Origin of the sequence: Collinsella aerofaciens, assembly GCF_015548375.1 — a bacterium.
GTDB classification, from domain to species: domain Bacteria; phylum Actinomycetota; class Coriobacteriia; order Coriobacteriales; family Coriobacteriaceae; genus Collinsella; species Collinsella aerofaciens_AB.
The window spans coordinates 96,661-115,683 of record NZ_JADMWW010000003.1; the positions used below are offsets into that span (position 1 = coordinate 96,661).

The window sequence follows — 19,023 nt, forward strand, 5'->3', positions numbered from 1 at the left end:
CGAACGCTCCGCAACCTGGCCGCCCCGCATTTAGAAATCATCGGGGGAAAGCGTATGGACGAACTCGTCGAACTTCTCGAACTCTTGCTCGTCGTCGACTTCCTCGGCATGGGTAGAAACAGTGCCCAGGCGATTCATGATGTCGTCTTCCACAAACATGGGGGCATTGCTGCGCACGGCAAGGGCAATGGCATCACTGGGACGGGCGTCGATCTTGCGCTCGTCACCATCGGCCAGTACGACGATCGTCGCGTAGAACACCGGCGGCTCGGCGCGAACGATCTCGATGCGCTCGAGCTTGGCGCCCAGGGCGCTAACAGTATCGAGCAGCAGGTCATGGGTAATCGGGCGCTCGGCGCGGCCGCTATCGATGCCACGGCTAATGGCAGCAGCCTCAAACGAACCAGTCTGAATGGAAAGGGAACGCAACGGCGCGGGCGAGTCCGATTTGCTGCAGCGCTCGCGAAGCACGATAAGCGATGGCACGGGACCGGCGGCCATGACGATGGTCTCTATGTCGACACGAACCATGGAACACCTCCGGTACGTAGCGGTTAACACGCGGCAGGGTTGCCGCATTGAATAGCTATACTACCCAATCTTTCGCACAGCACACAAAACCAAAATGAGATTTATCGCAAACAAGAAAAAAGCCCCGAGGCAACGCCTCAGGGCTCTTCACAGTTTTGATGGTGGACCTGACAAGATTCGAACTTGTGACCTCCCGGTTATCAGCCGGACGCTCTAACCAACTGAGCTACAGGTCCATCATGGTGGAGGTTAGGGGGATCGAACCCCTGACCTCAGGCTTGCAAAGCCCGCGCTCTCCCAGCTGAGCTAAACCCCCACGGAGACAGTAATAAACACCCCAGCGGCGACTCGGCTCTCGCTGGGGTGTTTATTGCGAAAGAAAGTGGTGGACCTGACAAGATTCGAACTTGTGACCTCCCGGTTATCAGCCGGACGCTCTAACCAACTGAGCTACAGGTCCATCGCGCAAGGGATATATTAGACGAGTCGTTACGCGCGCGTCAACAACTTTTTTGAAAATCTTTGGAGGGGTTCGCCCCGGCCGCCCGGCGGCATATGAAGTCGCCTGCTCAGACAGCCCTGACTCGCACGGAGAGCACATTAAGTGCTCTCCGGCTCGTGCGGAACTCGCGATCGACTTCATATGCCGCCGGGCGGCCGGGGCGAACGCGGGTCCCTAGGTTTTCAAAAAAGCGGTCGGCGCGCAGGTGCGCCGACCGCCGATATATGGGGTCTGATGTTTTTGACCGGAGAGGACTACTTACTCGTCGAGGAGATCCTCTGACATGTCGTTGCCGTCGCCTAGGTCGACTGGGGCCTCTTCGGTGTCGGCTGCGGCCTCGGTACCTTCGCCCTCGGGCTTCTCTTTGGCGGCCGTCATGCGGGCTACGGCGCAGATGCGGTCGTTGTCGTCGACGGTCATCATCTTGACGCCCTGGGTGGCGCGGCCGGTCTGGCTGATCTCGTCGGTCTTGACGCGAATGACCGTCGCGCCCTCCGTCACGATGAACAGCTCGTGCTGTGGGCCCACCGTCTTCATGGCCGCAAGGTTACCCTTACGCTCGGTCATTTGGATGGTGTAGACGCCCTGGCCGCCGCGATTCTGCTCCGGGTAGTCCGCGACCGGCGTGCGCTTGCCGTAGCCGCGCTCGGTGATGACGAACAGATCGCCGTTGCCGTTAGTGACTTCCATGCCCAGAACGCTCACGCCGTCCTTCATACCAATACCGCGAACGCCGCTGGTATCGCGGCCGGTGGCGCGCACCTGCTCCTCGGAGAACATGATCGCCTTGCCCGCGGTGGTGGCCAGGATAATCTTGTCGCCCTCGCGCACGCGGCGCACGTTCAGCAGCGCGTCGTCGTCACGCAGGTTGATAGCGATCAGGCCGTCGCGACGGCTGCGGTCATATGCGCTCATCACGGTCTTCTTGACCATGCCGCTCTTGGTGGCAAACATCAGGTACTCGTCGGCTGGGAACTCGCGGCAGCTGATGACGCTCGCGATCTTCTCGCCCTCCTCGAAGGGCAGCAGGTTGACGATCGCGGTACCGCGCGCCTGGCGCGTACCCACCGGCAGCTCGTGCACCTTCAGGCGATAGACCTTGCCCTTGCTCGAGAAGAACAACACGTACTCGTGCGTGGACGCGATGAACATCTCGTCGATGACGTCGTCCTCTTTGAGGTTGACGCCCGACACGCCCTTGCCACCGCGCTTTTGGGCACGGTAGGCGGCCACCGGGATACGCTTAACGTAGCCGGTGTGGGTGATGGTCACGACCATATCCTCGTCGGCGATGAGGTCCTCGACATCCAGGTCCTTCTCAACCTGGCTGATCTCGGTGCGGCGCTTGTCGCCGAACTTCTTGGAGATCTCGCGCATCTCTTCCTTGATGACGCCCAGGATCTTCTCCTCATGCGCCAGCAGGTCCTCGTAGTAGGCGATGGCGCGGCGCAGGCCGTCCAACTCTTCCTGAATCTTGTCGCGCTCCAGGCCGGTCAGGCGGCGCAACTTCATCTCGAGGATGGCCGTGGTCTGCTCGGGCGTAAAGCCAAAGCGCTCGATCAAGCGGCTGCTGGCCTCGGAGTCGGTCTGCGAGGAGCGGATGATGCTAATGACCTCGTCGATATGGTCGAGAGCCATAAGATAACCCTCGAGGATATGCGCGCGGGCTTGGGCCTTCTTAAGGTCGAAGCGGGTGCGGCGAGTGACGACGTCGACCTGGTGGTCGATGTAGTGCTGCAGCATCTCACGCAGGCTCAGGCATTTGGGAACGCCGTTGACGAGCGCCAGGTTGTTGGCGCCAAAGGTCGTCTGCAGCGAGGTGTACTTATACAGGTTGTTGAGCACGACCTGCGGAATGACGCCCTTCTTGAGCTCGATGACCAGACGGATACCCTTCTGGTTGGACTCATCGCGCATATCCGAGATGCCCTCGATGCGCTTGTCGTTGACGAGCTGGGCGATCTTCTCCTGCAGGGTGCCTTTGTTGACCATATAGGGAATCTCGGTAAAGACCAGGCGGCTGCGACCGGTCTTGGTGGACTCCACGTGCGCCTTGGCACGCACGGTAATGGAGCCGCGGCCGGTCTCGTAGCTCTGCTTAATGCCGGCGCTGCCCATGATGATGGCGCCGGTGGGGAAGTCCGGACCGGGCATGATCTGCATGAGCTCGTCGACGGTGGCGTCGGGGTTGTCGATCAGGTAGCAGGTGGCCTCGATCGCCTCGGCGAGGTTATGCGGGGCGATGTTGGTGGCCATGCCGACGGCGATGCCCTGGCTGCCGTTGACCAGCAGGTTGGGGAAGCGCGCAGGCAGTGCCACGGGCTCGGCGAGCGATTCGTCGTAGTTGGGCTGCCAGTCGACGGTATCCTTCTGCAGGTCGCGCAGCAGTTCCATGGCGGGCTTTGCCAGGCGGCTCTCGGTGTAACGCATGGCTGCCGCGCCGTCGCCGTCGATGTTACCGAAGTTGCCATGACCGTCGATGAGCGGCGTGCGCATGGAGAACCACTGTGCCAGGCGGACCATGGCCTCGTAGACCGCAAAGTCACCGTGCGGGTGGTACTTACCGATAACTTCGCCGACCGTCCAGGCTGACTTCTTGTGCGGGCGGTTGGGGTAGATGCCGCTCTCGTTCATCGCGTACAGGATGCGGCGGTGCACCGGCTTTAAGCCGTCGCGCACGTCCGGCAGGGCGCGCGCCGTGATGACCGACATCGAATACTCGATGAACGACTGCTTCATCTCGCGACCGAACTCCGAAATCTGGAGCTGACCGCCGTTGATATCCTCGCCGGCCGAGGCACCACGGTCGACTTCGCCAAAGCTCTCCTCGAGCTCGGCGTCGTCGTCCTCTTCCTCATCATCATCGGCATCGGGGTTATAGGCGTCCGGGTCGCCGTCCTCGCCCTGCTCAGCACGGGCAAGCAGGCGCTTCAGATCATCGGGCATACCGGCATCGCCGGCCTCATCCATACCCTCATTGTTGTTGATATCGTCTGCCACGTTACCTCCTCTTAAGCGTCAAGGAATCGTGCATCATGTGCATGCTTCTCGATGTACTCGCGGCGATAGCCGACCTCGGAACCCATCAGCTCGCGCACGGCGCGGTCCGCCACCACGGCGTCCTCGATCGACACGCGCTGCAGAATGCGGGTCTTGGGGTCCATCGTCGTCGAGGCAAGCTGCTTGGGGTCCATCTCGCCCAGGCCCTTGTAGCGCTGGACGGTATAGCCCTTGCGCTTTTTGGTAATCTTGCCGTCCTCGTCGTTATCGTCGGGGTTCAGGCCCAGACTCTGGATGGTGTCGCGCAGGATCTCGTCTTCGGGCTGGCGGCCGTTGGGATACACGTAGTGGATCTTGTTGCGCACCTTAATGCCAAAGATGGGCGGGCAGGCAACATAGACGTAGCCGGCATCGATCAGCGGACGCATGTACTTGTAGAAGAACGTCAGCAGCAGGATGCGGATATGCGCACCGTCGACGTCTGCATCGGTCATGATGATGATCTTATGGTAGCGCGCCTTGGTGATATCGAAGTCGCCGCCGTCGCCGGCACTCGTCGTGACGCCGCAGCCGATCGCGGTAATCAGCGACTGAATGGTGTCACTCGAGAACGCGCGATGGTCACCAACGCGTTCGACGTTCAAAATCTTGCCGCGCAGGGGCAGAATCGCCTGGATGTCTCGGCGACGGCCGTCCTTGGCCGAACCGCCTGCCGAGTCGCCCTCTACGATGAAGAGCTCGGTCAGCTCGGCATCGCGCACCGAGCAGTCGGCGAGCTTACCGGGCAGGGACGCCGTCTCGAGCAGGCTCTTGCGACGGGTCGCTTCGCGCGCTTTGCGGGCGGCATTGCGCGCCTTGCAGGCCTGTTGCGCCTTCTTGACGATCTCGCGAGCGGGCTTGGGATGCTCCTCGAGGTAATCGGCAAGGCCGTCGGTCACGATCTTGAGCGTGAGCGCGCGCATATAGGAGCTGCCGAGCTTGGCCTTGGTCTGACCCTCAAACTGCGGGTCGGGCAGCTTGACCGAGATAACGGCCGAAAGGCCCTCGCGCACATCGTCGCCGGTCAGGTTGGCGTCTTTTTCCTTGAGCAGATTCTGCTTGCGTGCGTAGTCGTTGATTACGCGGGTGAGCGCGGTGCGGAAGCCCTCAAGGTGCATGCCGCCCTCGGGAGTGTAGATGTCGTTGGCAAACGACATGACGTTCTCGCCGTAACCGCTATTCCACTGCAGGGAAACCTCGACCTCGCCCATCTTGGTCACAGGCGCGTCCGGGTCCGATTTGCCCTCGATGTAGATGGGCTCCTTAAAGGCTTCGGGGACGTCCTTGCCCTCGTTGAGGAACTTGACGAAGTCAATGATGCCGCCCTCGTAGCAAAACTCCTCCACATGGGGAGTCGCCTCGCGCTCGTCGGTCAGCACGATTTTGAGGTTCTTATTGAGGAACGCCGTCTCCTGCAGACGGTTGTGCAGCGTATCGAAATCGTAGATGCATGTCTCGAAGATCTCGTCGTCGGGCCAGAAGGTGACGGTGGTGCCCGTCGAATCCGAGGTGCCCACGACCTCCATCTTCTTAACGGTCTTGCCGCGCGAGAACTCCATCTCGTAGGTGTTGCCGTCGCGACGAACCTGAACGACCACGCGCTTGGACAGTGCGTTGACGACGGAGATACCAACGCCGTGCAGGCCGCCCGAAACCTTATAGGCCGAGTTATCGAACTTACCGCCGGCGTGCAAGATCGTCATGACGACCTCGAGCGTCGGGATCTTTTTAACAGGGTGCTCGTCGACGGGGATGCCGCGCCCGTTGTCGACGACCGTGATGGAGTTGTCGGCGTGGACCGTCACCTGGATCTCGGTGCAGAAACCGGCCATGGCCTCGTCGACGGAGTTGTCAACGATCTCCCACACCAGGTGATGCAGACCGCTGGCGCTCGTCGAGCCGATATACATGCCCGGGCGCTTACGAACGGCCTCGAGACCTTCGAGAATCTTAATCTCGCCGCCATCGTAATCGTTTTCGTTTGCCACACGTCCTCCTTCAGTCAAGAAAATGTGTACAGCCTTACTAGTTTATCGTAAAAAAATACCCTCGGGAACGAGGGTATTTGGCTCTACAAGGCCACCAGATGCGATTTAAGGCTCTTTTTTGCTTTCTACGCCCTTGGCCCACTCGGCACTGGCTCTCATGGCATTCTCGAGGGCCTCGCGCAGTTTTTGGTCTTCGATGGGCGCCACTTGGCGCTCAATCTCGGTGCGCTCGGCCTCACTTAGGTCGGCGTGCGGGGCCGGCGGGCGCTCGGTCGTCGCCGGGCGCAGGCGCTGCTTGGCGGCGGGCGGCGTGTGACCCGGCGCGGTGGTTTTGAACACCAGGCCGTCCACATGCGCACCGGCGCGCTCCATGCGCGCGCGGATGATCTCGCGCAACAGCGTCATTTCCTGCGTCCACGAGGGCGAATCGAGATATACCAGCAGCTCATTGGACTCGGGCAGGTAGCGCAAGCCCGTCACATGCCGCCCCTCGCGCGTGCCCGAGCACACCGCGTTCCACGCGCGATAGACCGCGCGCGACTCCTCGGCAGCCTCCATCTGCGCGCGGCGCTCAGGTGTCGCGGCCGCCAGGATGCGCTGACGCTCTGCGTTCAAAAATCCACTGAAGGCAACCGTTTCGCTCTCGCGCTCGTAATTAGCACGTCTCACCCATGCTCACCACCTTGGCTCGATCAAGCAGGTCATCGGTAAAATACCCCAGGTTGGTCGTGGTTATGACCGTCTGGATATCATCGCCGATCAGCCGCAGAAAAGCACCGCGGCGTTCGCCGTCGAGTTCGCTCATCACGTCGTCCAAAAGCAGCAACGGGGCGGTGCCCAGGACATCGCGAGCCACGGCCACCTCCGCCACCTTCCAGGCCAGAACCAACGTTCGCTGCTGACCTTGGCTGGCAAATGAACGGGCGGAGCGACCCGCCACGGTAAACTCAATCTCATCGCGATGCGGTCCCACCAACGTCACGCCGCGGCGAATTTCCTCGTCGGCGTGCTCATCAAGGGCAGCCAGCATGCGCTCGTACGCCCAGCCCTTCAGCTCTTCGCGATCCTCGACCTGGGGCAAATCCCCCAGTGTGGACGTATAGGTCACGTTGGCAGCCTCGCCGGACGCCACTTGCCCGTAGGCAGTGTGTACATGGCCCGCCAGCCGGTCGAGCAGGGCCAACCGGTGCACGAGCAGAGCCGCGCCCGCGCGGGCAATCGAATCGTTCCACGCGCCGAGCATCTCACGGCAGCACCAGGTCTCCTTGAGCAAGGCGTTACGCTGGGTCACGCAGCGCCCATAGGTGCTCGCAAGATCGGCATAGCGTGCGCTCAGTTGCATGCCAAAGTCATCGAGGGCGGCGCGGCGCACACTGGCGCCTCGCTTAACCATGTCCAGATGGTCAGGGCAAAACAGCACGCTCGGCAGAACCCCGCGTACACCGGCGGCAGAGCACCTCTTGCCGTTGCGGCTAAACGAGCGCTTACCGTCCTCCGCGCTCAATCCCATATCAAGCACGCGGCCGTCGCCCTCGAGCCTCAGCTCGACCTTGCACGAGCCCACGCCGTCATGGACGAGCTCGGCTGCGGTCGGATGCCTAAACGAGGCGCCGCTCGTCAGCAGCTGCAGCGCCTCTATGAGATTGGTCTTTCCCGCCGCGTTTGGTCCCGCAAGTATCGTCACGCCCTCGTCCAGGGCAAGACGATAGCTCTCGAAGCTGCGGTAGTGCGCGACGGAAAGATCGCGGGCGAACATGGTCATGGCGCAGCGCTAGATGCGGACCGGCATGACCAGGTACAGGTAGTTGATCTTGTCGTAGGACTTGAAGATGCCCGCCTGCGAGTAGCTCTTGAGCTCCAGCGTGATCTCCTTCTCCTTGGACAGGGCATTGAGGCAGCCGAAGATGTAGTGGTAGTTGAAGGCGATGGTGCCCGACTCGCCCTCGGCCTCGACATCGATCGTCTCCTGCGCAAGGTCCTGGTCATTGGAAATGGAGGACAGGCCCATCTGCCCGTTCTCGACATCGATCTCGAACTTGACGGCGGGGTTGGCGCTCGCGATAACGGCCACGCGCTTGAGGGCGGCGTTAAAGGCGGCGACGTCGATCTTGACGCTCGTCACGCACGAATCGGGGATGAGCTGCTTGTAGTTGGGGTACACGCCCTCGATGCGGCGCGACACGTAGGTGGTGTTGCCGGCCTCGAAGACGACCTGGGTGTCGGTAGCCCCGATCATGATGGTCGCCTGGCTGGCCATGATGTTCAGCGCGTCGTTAAAGGCGTCGGCCGGAACGTTGAGTTCAAAGGAGCCCTCGAGGGTTGAGGTCTCGACCTGCGTATCGCACACGGCCAAGCGGAAGGAATCGGTCGCCACCAGGCGCACGGTGTTGTTCTCGACCTTCATGTGCACGCCGCCCAGGATGGGGCGGGCCTTGTCGGTCGAGGTGACGCGCCACACGCGGCCGACCATCTCGGACAAGATATCGGTCGGCAGCTCCACGGCACTCTCGATGGCATAGGCCGGAAACTCGGGGAAGTCATTGGCATCGAGCGTGTTCAGGCGGAAAGAGCTCTTCTCGCAACCAATCAGCACCTGGCGCTCGGACAGCTCAAAGGTGACCGGGGCATCGGGGAGAGTCTTGGTGATATTGGAGAGCATCTTACAGGGGATAACCATCTCGCCCTCTTCTTCGACATGCGCCGCGATGCGATGACGGATCGAGATGGTGTAGTTAGAGGTCTGGAATTCCAAGATGCCGTCTTGCGCCTTGACGAGCACGCCCGACAGGATGGGAAGGGTGGATGCCGAAGCGACACCCTTCATAACGACGCCGATGGCTTGTGTAAGCGAGCTCTGGCTGACGGTGAACTTCATCTTTTAATACCTTTCTATAGATATAAATATCTTAATAATAGTAATAGCACTGACGAAACTGTTGATTACTCCCAAAGACGCAGGTCAGACCCAGAAAGAGAATCGACAGCAACCTGTGTGCAAAAGGGGTGGTTTTCCACGTTCAAAACCTGCGCAAAACTTTTCATCACCGCGGATTGGGTTTTAGACACCTTATGCCCGTGGTTTCGACAAGTTTTCAACAGGTGTCTCTATTTCCCTACGAGTGCAGTGTAATTTTATCGCGCAGCGACTTGAGGTCTTCGGTGACGGTGCGGTCTTCCTGGATCATCTTCTGGACCTTTTTATAACTCGTGCTGACAGTCGAGTGGTTGCGGTTGCCAAATTCGGCGCCTACCGCCGTGGTCGTCATCTCGCACATTTCGATGGCCAGGTAGATAGCGATATGGCGTGCTTTGGCGATATTGGCGTTGCGACGCGGGCCGATGAGCTCCTCGTGCGTCACGCCGTACTGCTCTTCGATGACGGACTGAACCGTCTGGACGTTGATCTTTTTGGCCGATGTGTCGAAGTACTGGCTGGCGATGGCGTCGATATCGTCAAAGGTGAGTTCCCCACCCTCGCGCTCGCGGTCGCCCGCCTCGCCGGCGCAGCGCTCGCAGAAGCTCTCGAGTTCGCGGATGTTGGTGCCCGACACCTCTGCCATGTGCTTAAAGTGCTCATCGGTCAGGTGCCCGCCGTCGCCCCCGTAGGCCGCCAGCAGTGAGTCGTCGCCTGCCTCGGGAGCGGCGACGATGGTGTTCTCGTAATAGCGCTGCAAGATCTTGTATTTCATCTCGTAGCTGGGCTCTGCGACCAGGCAGAGCATGCCGGCGTTGAAGCGACTGGTCAGACGTTCGTCCATGCTCAGGTCCTTGGGGGCACGGTCTGCCGCGATGACGACCTTCTTGTTATTGCGGATGAACTCGTCCATGAGCTGGAAAAAGTAGTCCACGCTCGCACGCTTACCGATGATGTTTTGGATGTCATCGATGATGAGCACGTCCACGCCGTGGTACGCCTGCATGATGGGGGCGTTGCTCTTCTTTTGGCGGTCGAACTCGGTCATCAGGTCGTCCAGATATGCCTGGGAGTTGGCGTACTTGACCTTGATCTCGGGCGACTTCTCGGCGAGCTCGTTTTTGATGGCAAGCAGCAGGTGCGTCTTGCCCAGGCCCGATTTGCCGTAGATGAACAGTGATGTGCACGTGCCGCGCTCGTCCGCGAGGGCGGCAAACTTGAGTGCCGAGCGATAGGCATGGCTGTTCTCGGGGCCGTAGACAAAGTTCTCAAAGGTAAATTTTGAGTTCGCGGCGAGTGGGGCTCCATCCGTATTCTGCTCGGCCGGCACGGTCGGTGCTGGCATGGGTGAGGTGGGGGTCGCGGCTTGCGTGGATTTAGTCGGCGCCCCGCCCTTCATCTGGTTCATCATGCGACGAAAATCGTCGGCCGAGAGCGTGTTTTTGATTGCAATGCCCGAATCCGCGCCCGCCGCTGCGTCGTGAGCGATGGGCATGTGCGTGACGGGCGCGTTCGTTGGCGTCGCCGCCGCGGTCGGCAACGGTGCCATGGTTTCACGGGAAACATCGCTGTGCTGGTGCTCGATTGTCGGCACGTCGCCTGCGGAGGCCGGTGCCGCCGGGGAAGCGGCGGGAGCCGTGGCGGGCGCCGTCGCGGCAGCGGATTCCGTTGCGGCGCCTTGCGGTGCCACGATGTCGAGCGCGATCGGTGCAAAGGCGATTTCTTCCAGATAGGCCTCAATAGTCGGCTGATGCTTTTTGAGCTGCGCGATGGCAAAGCGCGAGGGGGCCTCGATCGTGAGCGTATCTTCGGTCAGGCTTATGGCGCGCGATTGCCTCAGCATGTTGATGAGGCGTGCATCTTGGCCGTCGCGCTGGCAAAAGGCGATGGCGTCCCCCAGGATGATGCTTGCTTCCTCGTCCACTGTCTCTCCCGTTCTTTAGCTCTGAGCTCGCACGCGAGCGGCGCCGAGTTCGGTCAGATGGTATTTCTGGCCATGCTTGATGACCAAGCCAGCCTGCGCCAAGTCATTGAGCGTGCGTGACCAAGTGGGGGCCGAGTTTCCAAACGCCCTCGCCAGATCGGTTGCACCGCACGCTTGATTTTGCGCCAAATAGCCCAGTGCGGCGTTGCCGCGATCGCTTACGAACACGTCCGGTTGTGGCTGCGCATACTGATTTGCTGCATTAGGATACATCATTTGAGCTGCTGGTTGTTGAGAACTCTGCATCGGCGGCATTTGCTGTTGAAAACTTTGAGGCCACTGTTGGTAAGGCTGCGGAGGCATCTGCTGGGCCCAGGGGTTGTACTGCTGCTGCGGCATCTGCTGGGCCCAGGGGTTGTACTGCTGCTGCGGCATCTGCTGGTACGGCTGCTGATATCCCTGCTGGTACTGCTGCGGGAACTGCTGGCCATACCCCAGTGGCGGCATCTGCTGATATGGATATCCCTGTTGGTACGGCTGATAGCCCATTTGCTGGCCACCCGGTGCCCCTGTCGCCTGCTGCATTGCTGCTGTATCCTGATCCGCCAGCGACATGGCCTCTGGCATGCTTGGCGGCATCGACATCGATGCCGCTTGGGGTTCTTGTGTAGGAGGCATTCCGGGCTGCTGCATCTGTCCCACGGGGGGCTGCATCTGCTGCGTTGCCATGGGCTGCTGCGCAAAAGCTCCCGGCAGGGGATATGTGGGCTGCTCCGTCTCGGGCCGCACGGCAGCGTCGCGTCCGCCGGCACGCTCGATTTCCTGCACGCGTTTAGGGTTCAGGCTTACCGTAACCACGGTGCCTTTGCCCATGTTGTCCTCGATGGATACGGCACCGCCGGCGTTTTCCAAATACTCCTGCACCATGGGAAACCCTGCTCCGGTTCCACGGATATAGCGCTTCATCTTGCTGTTTGCGCTGGTAACGCCAAAGTCGAAAGCACGTTCCTTGTCGTCGATGCCGGGTCCTTGGTCAGCAAAGCGGATGGTGTCTCCGCCGTCCAGAATCGAGATGATGGGCTCGGCAAAGTGTGCGTGGATAAAGTTTTCGACAATCTCGCGGATGACCATGAGCGAGATATGGCCACCTTGTTCTTTCATGCACTGGTAGACGGTGTTGGTCGTCTCTTCCAAATACGTGCGGACATCTTGCGGATCAATGACGATCACCCGCGGTGTCGACAGCATGTCGTCATAGACGGCGATGCGCGCGGCGTACATGGCTTTTGGCGCCTGCGTGGTCGTCTGCTCGCCTTCCGCACGCTCTTCGCGCACGCCGGTGATGTGCTCGTTGTCGGGTGCCGGGTCTCCGGAATCGACCATGGTGTAAAAGTCGTCAGACATGCCGCTCGCAATCTTTCAAAAGGTTTCGAACAAATAGTAGCTCACCGTGCAACGTTTCTCATCTTTCGGCAACTTTTCAAAACTTGTTGAAAACTTTGGAAAACGGACGAAAAGTTCTCAACATTGCCAACATGACCTGTTGAAAACTCGATGAAATATCGTGAAAAGTTGCCATGCACCGCTAAATCGAGCTTGGCTTATGGGGGAACCGTGTGAACTGCGCAACCTTTTACCTTTGATTTCTTGACATTTGAACATTGATTTCCCTACAATCTTCAAGCTCACGTGTCTATATCTGCGTCCGCGTCCCCGCGGACACTCGAAATGCAGCAGGAGGAACTTAAGATGAAGCGTACGTATCAGCCTAATAAGCGTAAGCGTGCCAAGACCCATGGCTTCCGTGCCCGTATGGCCACTAAGGGTGGTCGTGCCGTGCTCGCCCGTCGTCGTGCCAAGGGCCGCAAGCGTCTCACTGTCTAGCAGCGATACACACATCTCGCATGAAGACTATTAAGTCTCGGCAAGATTTCGAGCATGTGTTCAGTCAGGGGCGTCGTTTCAATCACCCTCTGATTCGAATGACCATATGTGAATCGGTTGGCGAAGGCGACTCCGGAAGGGTCGCCTTCGTTGGTGCTAAGCGACTCGGTTGTGCCGTCGTGCGCAACCGATCTAAGCGTGTGATGCGCGAGGCCGCCCGCAGCTGCGGATTTCCCGTTGCGGGTTATGACATCATCTTGTTTGCAACTCCCAAGACGAGGGTTTCCTCGCCGCAGGAGATGGACAAGGCGTTGCGTTCGCTTATGAAGCGCGCCGGCGTTGCCGGGGAGGAGCGATGAGCAATCACGTTTTGCGACGTGTTGCCATCGCTCCTATTCGCATATATCAACAGGTTATTTCGCCCTTATTGCCTGACGCCTGCATTTATTACCCAACGTGCTCGCAATACGCCGTCCAGGCGATTGAGAAGCACGGTGTTTTGAGAGGCTGCTGGCTTGCCGTGAGGCGCATCGCTCGCTGCAATCCCCTGCACGTCGGCGGTTATGACCCTGTGCCCTAGCGGGCACTCGCTATCGGAGGAAAACTTACATGTGGGATTGGATCGTTAACATCCTTTTCGAGCTGCTCAAGCTCATCCAGACCTTTGCGGTCGACTGGGGCCTGTCCATCATCATTCTGGTGGTCATCATCCGTCTGCTGCTGACGCCGCTTATGCTCAAGTCGACCAAGTCGACGGCTCGCATGCAGGTGCTGCAGCCCAAGATGCTCGAGATCCAGGAGCGCTATGCCGACGACCCCCAGCGTCAGGCCGAGGAGATGCAGAAGTTCTACAGCGAGAACAAGTTCAACCCCATGGCTGGCTGTCTGCCGCTGCTGATTCAGATGCCTATCCTGTTCGCCCTGTTTACATTGCTGCGCAACCTGCCGCAGTACTTTAACGACGGCACGTTCTCGTTCTTCAACATCCTGCCCGACCTGACCACCACGCCGAGCGCTTCCTTTGCCGATGGCTTTATGGTTGCACTGCCTGCGCTGGTTTGCCTGATCCTGTTCGCCGTCCTGACCCTGATTCCGCAGCTCTATATGTCGCGCAACCAGACCGGCCAGCAGGCTCAGAGCATGCGTATGATGGCCGTTGTCATGACGGTCATGATGCTTTGGATGGGCTGGAGCCTTCCCGTTGGTGTTCTGCTGTACTATGACGTCTCGTCTGCTTGGCAGGTTATCCAGCAGATTTTTGTGACGCAGAAGGTCATCGACAAGGCGAAGGCCGATGAGGAGGAGCGTCTTAAGAACGCTCCGCTGCAGGTTGAGGTCACTCGTCGAGAGAAGAAGCCGCGCCCGCACAAGAAGAAGTAACGGGATATCAATCTTATTTAGGTACCTAACCTTTGGAGTACGTTATGTCTGAAGAGATCATCGAGGATATGCTTGAGGAGGTTGCCCCGCAGGTCGCGGGCGATTATCCCGAGATTGCACAGCGCTACAAGGCTGGTGAAGAGCTGACCGATGAGGAGCTCGACACCATTGCCGATGTTGCGATTTCCATCCTGCGTTCCATCCTTTCGCACTTCGATGCCGCCAACACTCCTATCGATGAGTATGAGGGCGACGAGGGTGAGCTGATTTTGGATGTAACGGCTCCCGACCTTGCTGTTCTCATTGGCCGTCATGGTCGCACCCTTGATGCCCTTCAGGTTATGTTCTCTTTGCTGGTGAGCCGCAAACTTGGCTTTAGGTATCCGGTTGTAGTGGACGTAGAGGGATACAAGAGTCGCCGTCAGGACAAGGTTGCTTCCATGGCTCAGTCTGCTGCCGAGCGTGCCATCCGCACTCATAAGAGTGTTTCGCTTCCGCCCATGAATGCCTACGAGCGTCGACTGGTTCACATTGCACTTCGTGGCAATGATGCCGTCGATACTCATTCTGAGGGTTCTGACCCTGATCGCCATGTGGTGATTGTTGCTCGATAATCTTCTCGAGCTTATGCTAAGGGGACGTGGTTTCCACGTCCCCTTTTTTTGTCAAAAGTTCTCGATACACTGATTTTTGTCAGAAAGGAGCTTTCGTTGTTAGTACTTACTGATCAGCAGGCTGACGAGATGTTGAGTCGTCTAACTTCCTATTGCAAAGAGTATTCCTTGAGCGTAACTGATGTTGAGCTGAGGAAATGTATTCAGCATTTGGATTTGGTTCTAGAAACAAATAAGACAACCAATCTCACCCGTATTCTTAACGTAGAAGATGCTGCAGTACTTCATATCCTCGACTCACTTGTTTTGCTCCCCTATATCAACAAGGCTCCTGAGGGAGCTTTGCTCGATATGGGAACAGGTGCGGGCTTCCCTGGTATTCCATTAACCATAACCACGCATCGTAAAGCTACTTATATTGACTCTGTTGGCAAGAAGGTTGATGCGGTTAATTCCTTTGTCCATGCTCTTGGATTGAAACATGCTCATGCGGTTCATGATCGTCTTGAAGAATATGCTCGAAGCCATAAGAAGCAGTTCTCTGTTGTAACCGCCCGCGCACTGGCCCCTCTACCGATTCTTGTTGAGTATGCGGCTCCGTATCTGAAGGATGGAGGGCTATTTGTTATAACCAAGGGCAATCCTTCGGATGAGGAGCTTGCTTCCGGCATGTCAGCAGCTAAGATTTGCGGCTTCACTTTGCTTCTGAATGACGCAATTGATTTGCCTGAAGGCTTGGGTCACAGGGAGTTCATTGTTCTTAAGAAGAGTCATCCAGCATCTGTCTCATTGCCTCGTGCAAATGGCGTGGCAAAGAAGAATCCGCTTGCCTTGATGTTTCACGTGAAACATAATGGATACTAACAACTTGCAGTGTTTCACGTGAAACATGGCGGTTGATATCGATTCGGAATGTTTCACGTGAAACATCCTCCGTTTGACAGCTTTAATACACACCAGGAGGGACCGTGGGATTTCGCGACGTTAAGCGTTCTAAGAGCGCAAAAGACACGCGTATCATTGCAATCATCAATCAAAAAGGCGGCGTCGGTAAGTCAACGACGGCTGTAAACCTTGCAGCAGCACTGGGTGAGCAGGGTCGTAAGACACTGATTGTCGATTTTGATCCGCAGGGAAACAGCACCAGTGGATTCGGAATTGAAAAAGAAGACCTTGATCACTGCATCTATGATGCATTGTTGAATGATGTGCCGGCAGAATCGCTTGTTCTTGATACAAATTGTAAAAAGGTATTCGTTATTCCGGCTACAATTCAACTTGCAGGCGCGGAAATTGAGCTCGTAAGCGCAATTGCTCGTGAAACCCGCCTCAAAGATTTGCTTGAGCCGATTCAGGACGAGTTTGACTTTATTTTCATTGACTGTCCTCCTTCGCTCGGCCTGCTTACTATCAACGCTTTGACCGCAGCAGACAGCGTTTTGATTCCGATCCAGTGCGAATATTACGCACTCGAGGGCGTTACGAAGCTGCTTGAGTCAATGAAGATGGTCAAATCACGGCTGAACAAGGGCTTAGACACCTATGGTGTGCTTATGACCATGTATGACTCGCGTACTTCACTATCGAATCAGGTTGTTGAGGAGGTTCAATCGTACTTTGGTGATAAGGCGTTTAAGACTCTAATCCCCCGTACGGTTAAAATCTCCGAAGCTCCGTCTTTTGGAGAACCGGTAATTACCTATGCACCTCAAAATAAGGGTGCAAAAGCATATATGAACCTTGCAAAAGAGGTGATCAAGCGTGCCTAGTGTAAAGAAACGTGGCGGATTGGGACGTGGACTCAATGCTTTGGTCTCAGAGGCCGAGTATGAGACCGGCGGTTCGGCTGCATCGGCTTCAAATGCCGCATCTGAAACAAAACTACCTATTGAGGATATCGTTCCCAACCCTAATCAGCCGCGAATTCACTTTAACGAAACTGAACTTCGCGAGTTGAGCGAGTCAATCCAAGAACATGGCGTTTTGCAGCCGCTTTTGGTTCGCAAGCATGGAAACGGCTATGAGATCATCGCTGGTGAGCGTCGTTACCAGGCGTCAAAGCTTGCTGGCCTTGAAGAATTGCCAGTCATCATTAAAGAGGTAAATGATGAAGAGATGCTGGCTCTTGCTCTTATCGAAAACCTTCAGCGTTCTGATCTGAATCCCGTCGAAGAGGCTAAGGGCTATCGCCAACTCATTGATGCCAGCGGGATGACCCAGGAGGCATTGTCGAAGGCAGTAAGCAAGTCACGCTCTGCAATTACAAACTCGCTGCGTCTTCTCGATCTCCCCGAAGTAGTTCAGCAGATGATTTTTGAGGGCAAACTTACTGCTGGTCATGCACGTGCGATTCTTGCAGTTCCCTATGAGGACGCGCGTATTCGACTTGCAGAGAAAGTTGTTACAGAGGGCCTTTCCGTAAGAGCGACAGAAAATCTTGCTCCGTTGTTTTCTGCCGGAGAGACACCTAAGACGCCGAGGCCTGCAACGCCTCAGTCTTTTAAAAAGGCTGCCCGCGTGCTTCGTCAGGTTTTTAATACCAACGTGCGTGTGAAGAGCTCGCGTGGAAAGAATAAGATTGAGATTGAGTTTAAAGACGAGGAAGAGCTCTCTCGTATTCTTGGCGAAATGATTCAGTTTGATCAAGGAGGCCAAGATGAGGAATAAGATTTTAACAGCGATTGCATTGGTGACGACTGTCGCGGCTGGTGCCTTTGCTGGCTATAGGATCGCGACAGACGATGAACTTCGAGGTCGTTTGCTTCGTAGCGCGCAAGATATCGTCGATACTTCCAAAAAGAAAATGGATGTTATGACAGAAGATGTTGCCATGCGTACTGCTCAGGTAACGAAGAATCCCAAGATTAATCAAGGTTGGGTCAGCAACCAATGGGAAAATGTAGGCTATTAGGTACCTAACAATTACTCAGCATATTTTGAGGGGTCCTTGTCTGATTCATGAGACAAGGACCCCTTATTTTGGCCGTAAAAATGGGACAGGTAGCAGCTGATTCAAAATTAAGGTCAATAAATGAAACGACCCCGGTTGCATATTCTGTAACCGGGGTCGTTCGATGTTTCACATGAAACGTTTTGGGATGCGACTCCCCTATGCGTTCTTCTGAACTTTGAAGCGCTGCTTCAGCTGTCCGCAAGCGGCGTCAATATCGTTACCACGGGAGTTACGAATCGTGGTCTCGATGCCACGGGACTCAAGACGACGCTGAAGATCCTCAACCTTATGAATCGGCGACGGCTTGAGCGGGCTACCCTCGATGTCGTTAAGCTGAATGAGGTTAACGTGGCACAGCGTTCCCTCGCAGAAGTCGCAGAGCGCCTGCATTTCGGGATTCGTATCGTTGACGCCTTCGATCATGGCATACTCATAGGTCGGGCGGCGGCCGGTTTTCTCGGTGTAGAGCTGAAGCGCTTCGTGAAGGCGAAGCAGCGTGTACTTCTTAACACCGGGCATGAGCTTATTGCGCGTCGACTGGATGGCGGAATGCAGGGAAACGGCAAGCGTGAACTGCTCGGGGATGTCGGCAAATTTGCGAATACCGGGAATAACGCCGCTGGTAGAGACGGTGAGGTGACGAGCGCCGATACCGATGCCATCGGGGTCGTTGAGGATTCGCAGCGCCTTGAGAACCTCGTCGTAGTTGGCAAACGGCTCGCCCTGGCCCATGAAGACGACGCTCGTGGCGCGCTCGCCAAAGTCGTTGGATACATGAAGTACCTGGTCGACGATCTCTTGAGCGGTCAGAGAGCGCTTGAGGCCGTTGAGACCGGTAGCGCAAAAGGCACAGCCCATGCCACAGCCTGCCTGGGTGGAAACGCAGACGGAAAGTTTGTTACGACGGGGCATGCCGACGGTCTCGACGGAAACGCCGTCGTGGTACTCGAGCAGATACTTGCGAGAGCCATCTTTGGAAACCTGCTTGGTGAGTTCAGTCGGCGTGTCAAAGGCAAAAGCCTCTTTAAGCTGCTCGCGGAAAGCCTTGGGAAGGTTGGTCATATCGTCAAACGAACAAACGTTCTTCTCAAAGACCCATTCGATGAGCTGCTTCGCGCGGAAGGCGGGCTGGCCAAGCTCGGCCACGAGCTCGCGAATATCGTTTTGGCTCAAGTCGCGAATGTCCTGAGATTTAGTCCTGGGATTCATGGAAGCCTTTCGATTTTGGGGAAACGTAGAGGGTATCGCTACAATATGGTATCAGCTGCAGAAATTATAGAGGAGGAGTCTGCCC

At 57.2% G+C, this 19,023-nt stretch carries 18 protein-coding genes and 3 tRNA genes; 9 read left to right on the forward strand and 12 right to left on the reverse strand.

Annotation, left to right across the window (positions count from 1 at the left end):
• Nucleotides 1-30: 30 nt before the first annotated feature.
• From I1969_RS02555 to I1969_RS02605, 11 genes are all read right to left on the reverse strand, one after another.
• Nucleotides 31-531 (reverse strand): bifunctional nuclease family protein, encoded by a 501-nt coding sequence (locus I1969_RS02555; RefSeq protein WP_195232610.1) that lies wholly within the window; start codon nucleotides 529-531, stop codon nucleotides 31-33.
• 159 nt (nucleotides 532-690) lie between these two features.
• A tRNA-Ile gene (locus I1969_RS02560) sits at nucleotides 691-767 on the reverse strand.
• Nucleotides 768-771: 4 nt separating this feature from the next.
• Nucleotides 772-847 (reverse strand) — tRNA-Ala (locus tag I1969_RS02565).
• A gap of 67 nt (nucleotides 848-914) precedes the next feature.
• Nucleotides 915-991 (reverse strand) — tRNA-Ile (locus tag I1969_RS02570).
• 300 nt (nucleotides 992-1,291) lie between these two features.
• Entirely contained in the window at nucleotides 1,292-4,003 is a 2,712-nt protein-coding gene (gene gyrA / locus I1969_RS02575; protein ID WP_195232656.1) for a DNA gyrase subunit A, read from the reverse strand.
• A 41-nt stretch (nucleotides 4,004-4,044) separates the two neighbouring features.
• Complete coding sequence (gene gyrB, locus I1969_RS02580) at nucleotides 4,045-6,060, reverse strand: DNA topoisomerase (ATP-hydrolyzing) subunit B (RefSeq protein ID WP_195232612.1); 2,016 nt, start codon at nucleotides 6,058-6,060, stop codon at nucleotides 4,045-4,047.
• 105 nt (nucleotides 6,061-6,165) lie between these two features.
• Complete coding sequence (locus tag I1969_RS02585) at nucleotides 6,166-6,729, reverse strand: DciA family protein (RefSeq protein ID WP_117746866.1); 564 nt, start codon at nucleotides 6,727-6,729, stop codon at nucleotides 6,166-6,168.
• Complete coding sequence (recF, locus tag I1969_RS02590) at nucleotides 6,716-7,822, reverse strand: DNA replication/repair protein RecF (RefSeq protein WP_195232614.1); 1,107 nt, start codon at nucleotides 7,820-7,822, stop codon at nucleotides 6,716-6,718. The genes I1969_RS02585 and recF overlap by 14 nt, the downstream gene beginning before the upstream one ends.
• Nucleotides 7,823-7,831: 9 nt before the next feature.
• A complete protein-coding gene (gene dnaN, locus I1969_RS02595; protein ID WP_022094338.1) occupies nucleotides 7,832-8,935 on the reverse strand; it encodes a DNA polymerase III subunit beta in 1,104 nt (367 codons plus the stop codon).
• 238 nt (nucleotides 8,936-9,173) lie between these two features.
• Nucleotides 9,174-10,898, reverse strand: coding sequence for a DnaA ATPase domain-containing protein (locus tag I1969_RS02600; RefSeq protein WP_195232616.1), 1,725 nt, complete (start codon nucleotides 10,896-10,898; stop codon nucleotides 9,174-9,176).
• A gap of 15 nt (nucleotides 10,899-10,913) precedes the next feature.
• Nucleotides 10,914-12,281, reverse strand: a complete 1,368-nt coding sequence (locus I1969_RS02605) for an ATP-binding protein (RefSeq protein WP_229028213.1) — start codon at nucleotides 12,279-12,281, stop codon at nucleotides 10,914-10,916.
• Between the two features lie 366 nt (nucleotides 12,282-12,647).
• On the opposite strand from I1969_RS02605, the gene rpmH reads away from it, so the two are divergent.
• From rpmH to I1969_RS02650, 9 genes are all read left to right on the forward strand, one after another.
• Nucleotides 12,648-12,782 carry a 50S ribosomal protein L34 gene (gene rpmH, locus I1969_RS02610; RefSeq protein WP_019127408.1) on the forward strand — a complete coding sequence of 45 codons (135 nt, stop codon included), beginning with the start codon at nucleotides 12,648-12,650 and terminating at the stop codon, nucleotides 12,780-12,782.
• 20 nt (nucleotides 12,783-12,802) lie between these two features.
• Nucleotides 12,803-13,141: a ribonuclease P protein component gene (rnpA, locus tag I1969_RS02615; protein ID WP_006236191.1), complete on the forward strand. Its 339-nt coding sequence runs from the start codon at nucleotides 12,803-12,805 to the stop codon at nucleotides 13,139-13,141.
• Nucleotides 13,138-13,362 (forward strand): membrane protein insertion efficiency factor YidD, encoded by a 225-nt coding sequence (yidD, locus tag I1969_RS02620; protein WP_082421942.1) that lies wholly within the window; start codon nucleotides 13,138-13,140, stop codon nucleotides 13,360-13,362. Before rnpA ends, yidD begins: the two co-directional genes overlap by 4 nt.
• A gap of 29 nt (nucleotides 13,363-13,391) precedes the next feature.
• Nucleotides 13,392-14,162 (forward strand): YidC/Oxa1 family membrane protein insertase, encoded by a 771-nt coding sequence (locus I1969_RS02625; protein WP_006236192.1) that lies wholly within the window; start codon nucleotides 13,392-13,394, stop codon nucleotides 14,160-14,162.
• A gap of 44 nt (nucleotides 14,163-14,206) precedes the next feature.
• Entirely contained in the window at nucleotides 14,207-14,776 is a 570-nt protein-coding gene (locus I1969_RS02630; RefSeq protein WP_195232620.1) for a Jag family protein, read from the forward strand.
• Between the two features lie 96 nt (nucleotides 14,777-14,872).
• Nucleotides 14,873-15,640, forward strand: a complete 768-nt coding sequence (gene rsmG, locus I1969_RS02635) for a 16S rRNA (guanine(527)-N(7))-methyltransferase RsmG (RefSeq protein WP_229028214.1) — start codon at nucleotides 14,873-14,875, stop codon at nucleotides 15,638-15,640.
• A 104-nt stretch (nucleotides 15,641-15,744) separates the two neighbouring features.
• Nucleotides 15,745-16,545, forward strand: coding sequence for a ParA family protein (locus I1969_RS02640; RefSeq protein ID WP_022093800.1), 801 nt, complete (start codon nucleotides 15,745-15,747; stop codon nucleotides 16,543-16,545).
• Entirely contained in the window at nucleotides 16,538-17,443 is a 906-nt protein-coding gene (locus I1969_RS02645; RefSeq protein WP_172676351.1) for a ParB/RepB/Spo0J family partition protein, read from the forward strand. Before I1969_RS02640 ends, I1969_RS02645 begins: the two co-directional genes overlap by 8 nt.
• Entirely contained in the window at nucleotides 17,433-17,687 is a 255-nt protein-coding gene (locus tag I1969_RS02650; RefSeq protein WP_006236197.1) for a hypothetical protein, read from the forward strand. The genes I1969_RS02645 and I1969_RS02650 overlap by 11 nt, the downstream gene beginning before the upstream one ends.
• 198 nt (nucleotides 17,688-17,885) lie before the next feature.
• Here the strand turns inward: I1969_RS02650 and rlmN are convergent, their stop codons facing one another.
• Nucleotides 17,886-18,938, reverse strand: coding sequence for a 23S rRNA (adenine(2503)-C(2))-methyltransferase RlmN (rlmN, locus tag I1969_RS02655; RefSeq protein ID WP_055287295.1), 1,053 nt, complete (start codon nucleotides 18,936-18,938; stop codon nucleotides 17,886-17,888).
• Nucleotides 18,939-19,023 lie beyond the last annotated feature (85 nt).

Bases quoted from the DNA above. Each gene is read 5' to 3' on its own strand.
- I1969_RS02555 (WP_195232610.1), bottom strand. From the start codon at position 531: ATGGTTCGTGTCGACATAGAGACCATCGTCATGGCCGCCGGTCCCGTG.
- gyrA (WP_195232656.1), bottom strand. From the start codon at position 4,003: ATGGATGAGGCCGGCGATGCCGGTATGCCCGATGATCTGAAGCGCCTG.
- recF (WP_195232614.1), bottom strand. From the start codon at position 7,822: ATGACCATGTTCGCCCGCGATCTTTCCGTCGCGCACTACCGCAGCTTC.
- dnaN (WP_022094338.1), bottom strand. From the start codon at position 8,935: ATGAAGTTCACCGTCAGCCAGAGCTCGCTTACACAAGCCATCGGCGTC.
- I1969_RS02605 (WP_229028213.1), bottom strand. From the start codon at position 12,281: ATGGTCGATTCCGGAGACCCGGCACCCGACAACGAGCACATCACCGGC.
- rpmH (WP_019127408.1), top strand. From the start codon at position 12,648: ATGAAGCGTACGTATCAGCCTAATAAGCGTAAGCGTGCCAAGACCCAT.
- rnpA (WP_006236191.1), top strand. From the start codon at position 12,803: ATGAAGACTATTAAGTCTCGGCAAGATTTCGAGCATGTGTTCAGTCAG.
- yidD (WP_082421942.1), top strand. From the start codon at position 13,138: ATGAGCAATCACGTTTTGCGACGTGTTGCCATCGCTCCTATTCGCATA.
- I1969_RS02625 (WP_006236192.1), top strand. From the start codon at position 13,392: ATGTGGGATTGGATCGTTAACATCCTTTTCGAGCTGCTCAAGCTCATC.
- I1969_RS02630 (WP_195232620.1), top strand. From the start codon at position 14,207: ATGTCTGAAGAGATCATCGAGGATATGCTTGAGGAGGTTGCCCCGCAG.
- I1969_RS02650 (WP_006236197.1), top strand. From the start codon at position 17,433: ATGAGGAATAAGATTTTAACAGCGATTGCATTGGTGACGACTGTCGCG.
- rlmN (WP_055287295.1), bottom strand. From the start codon at position 18,938: ATGAATCCCAGGACTAAATCTCAGGACATTCGCGACTTGAGCCAAAAC.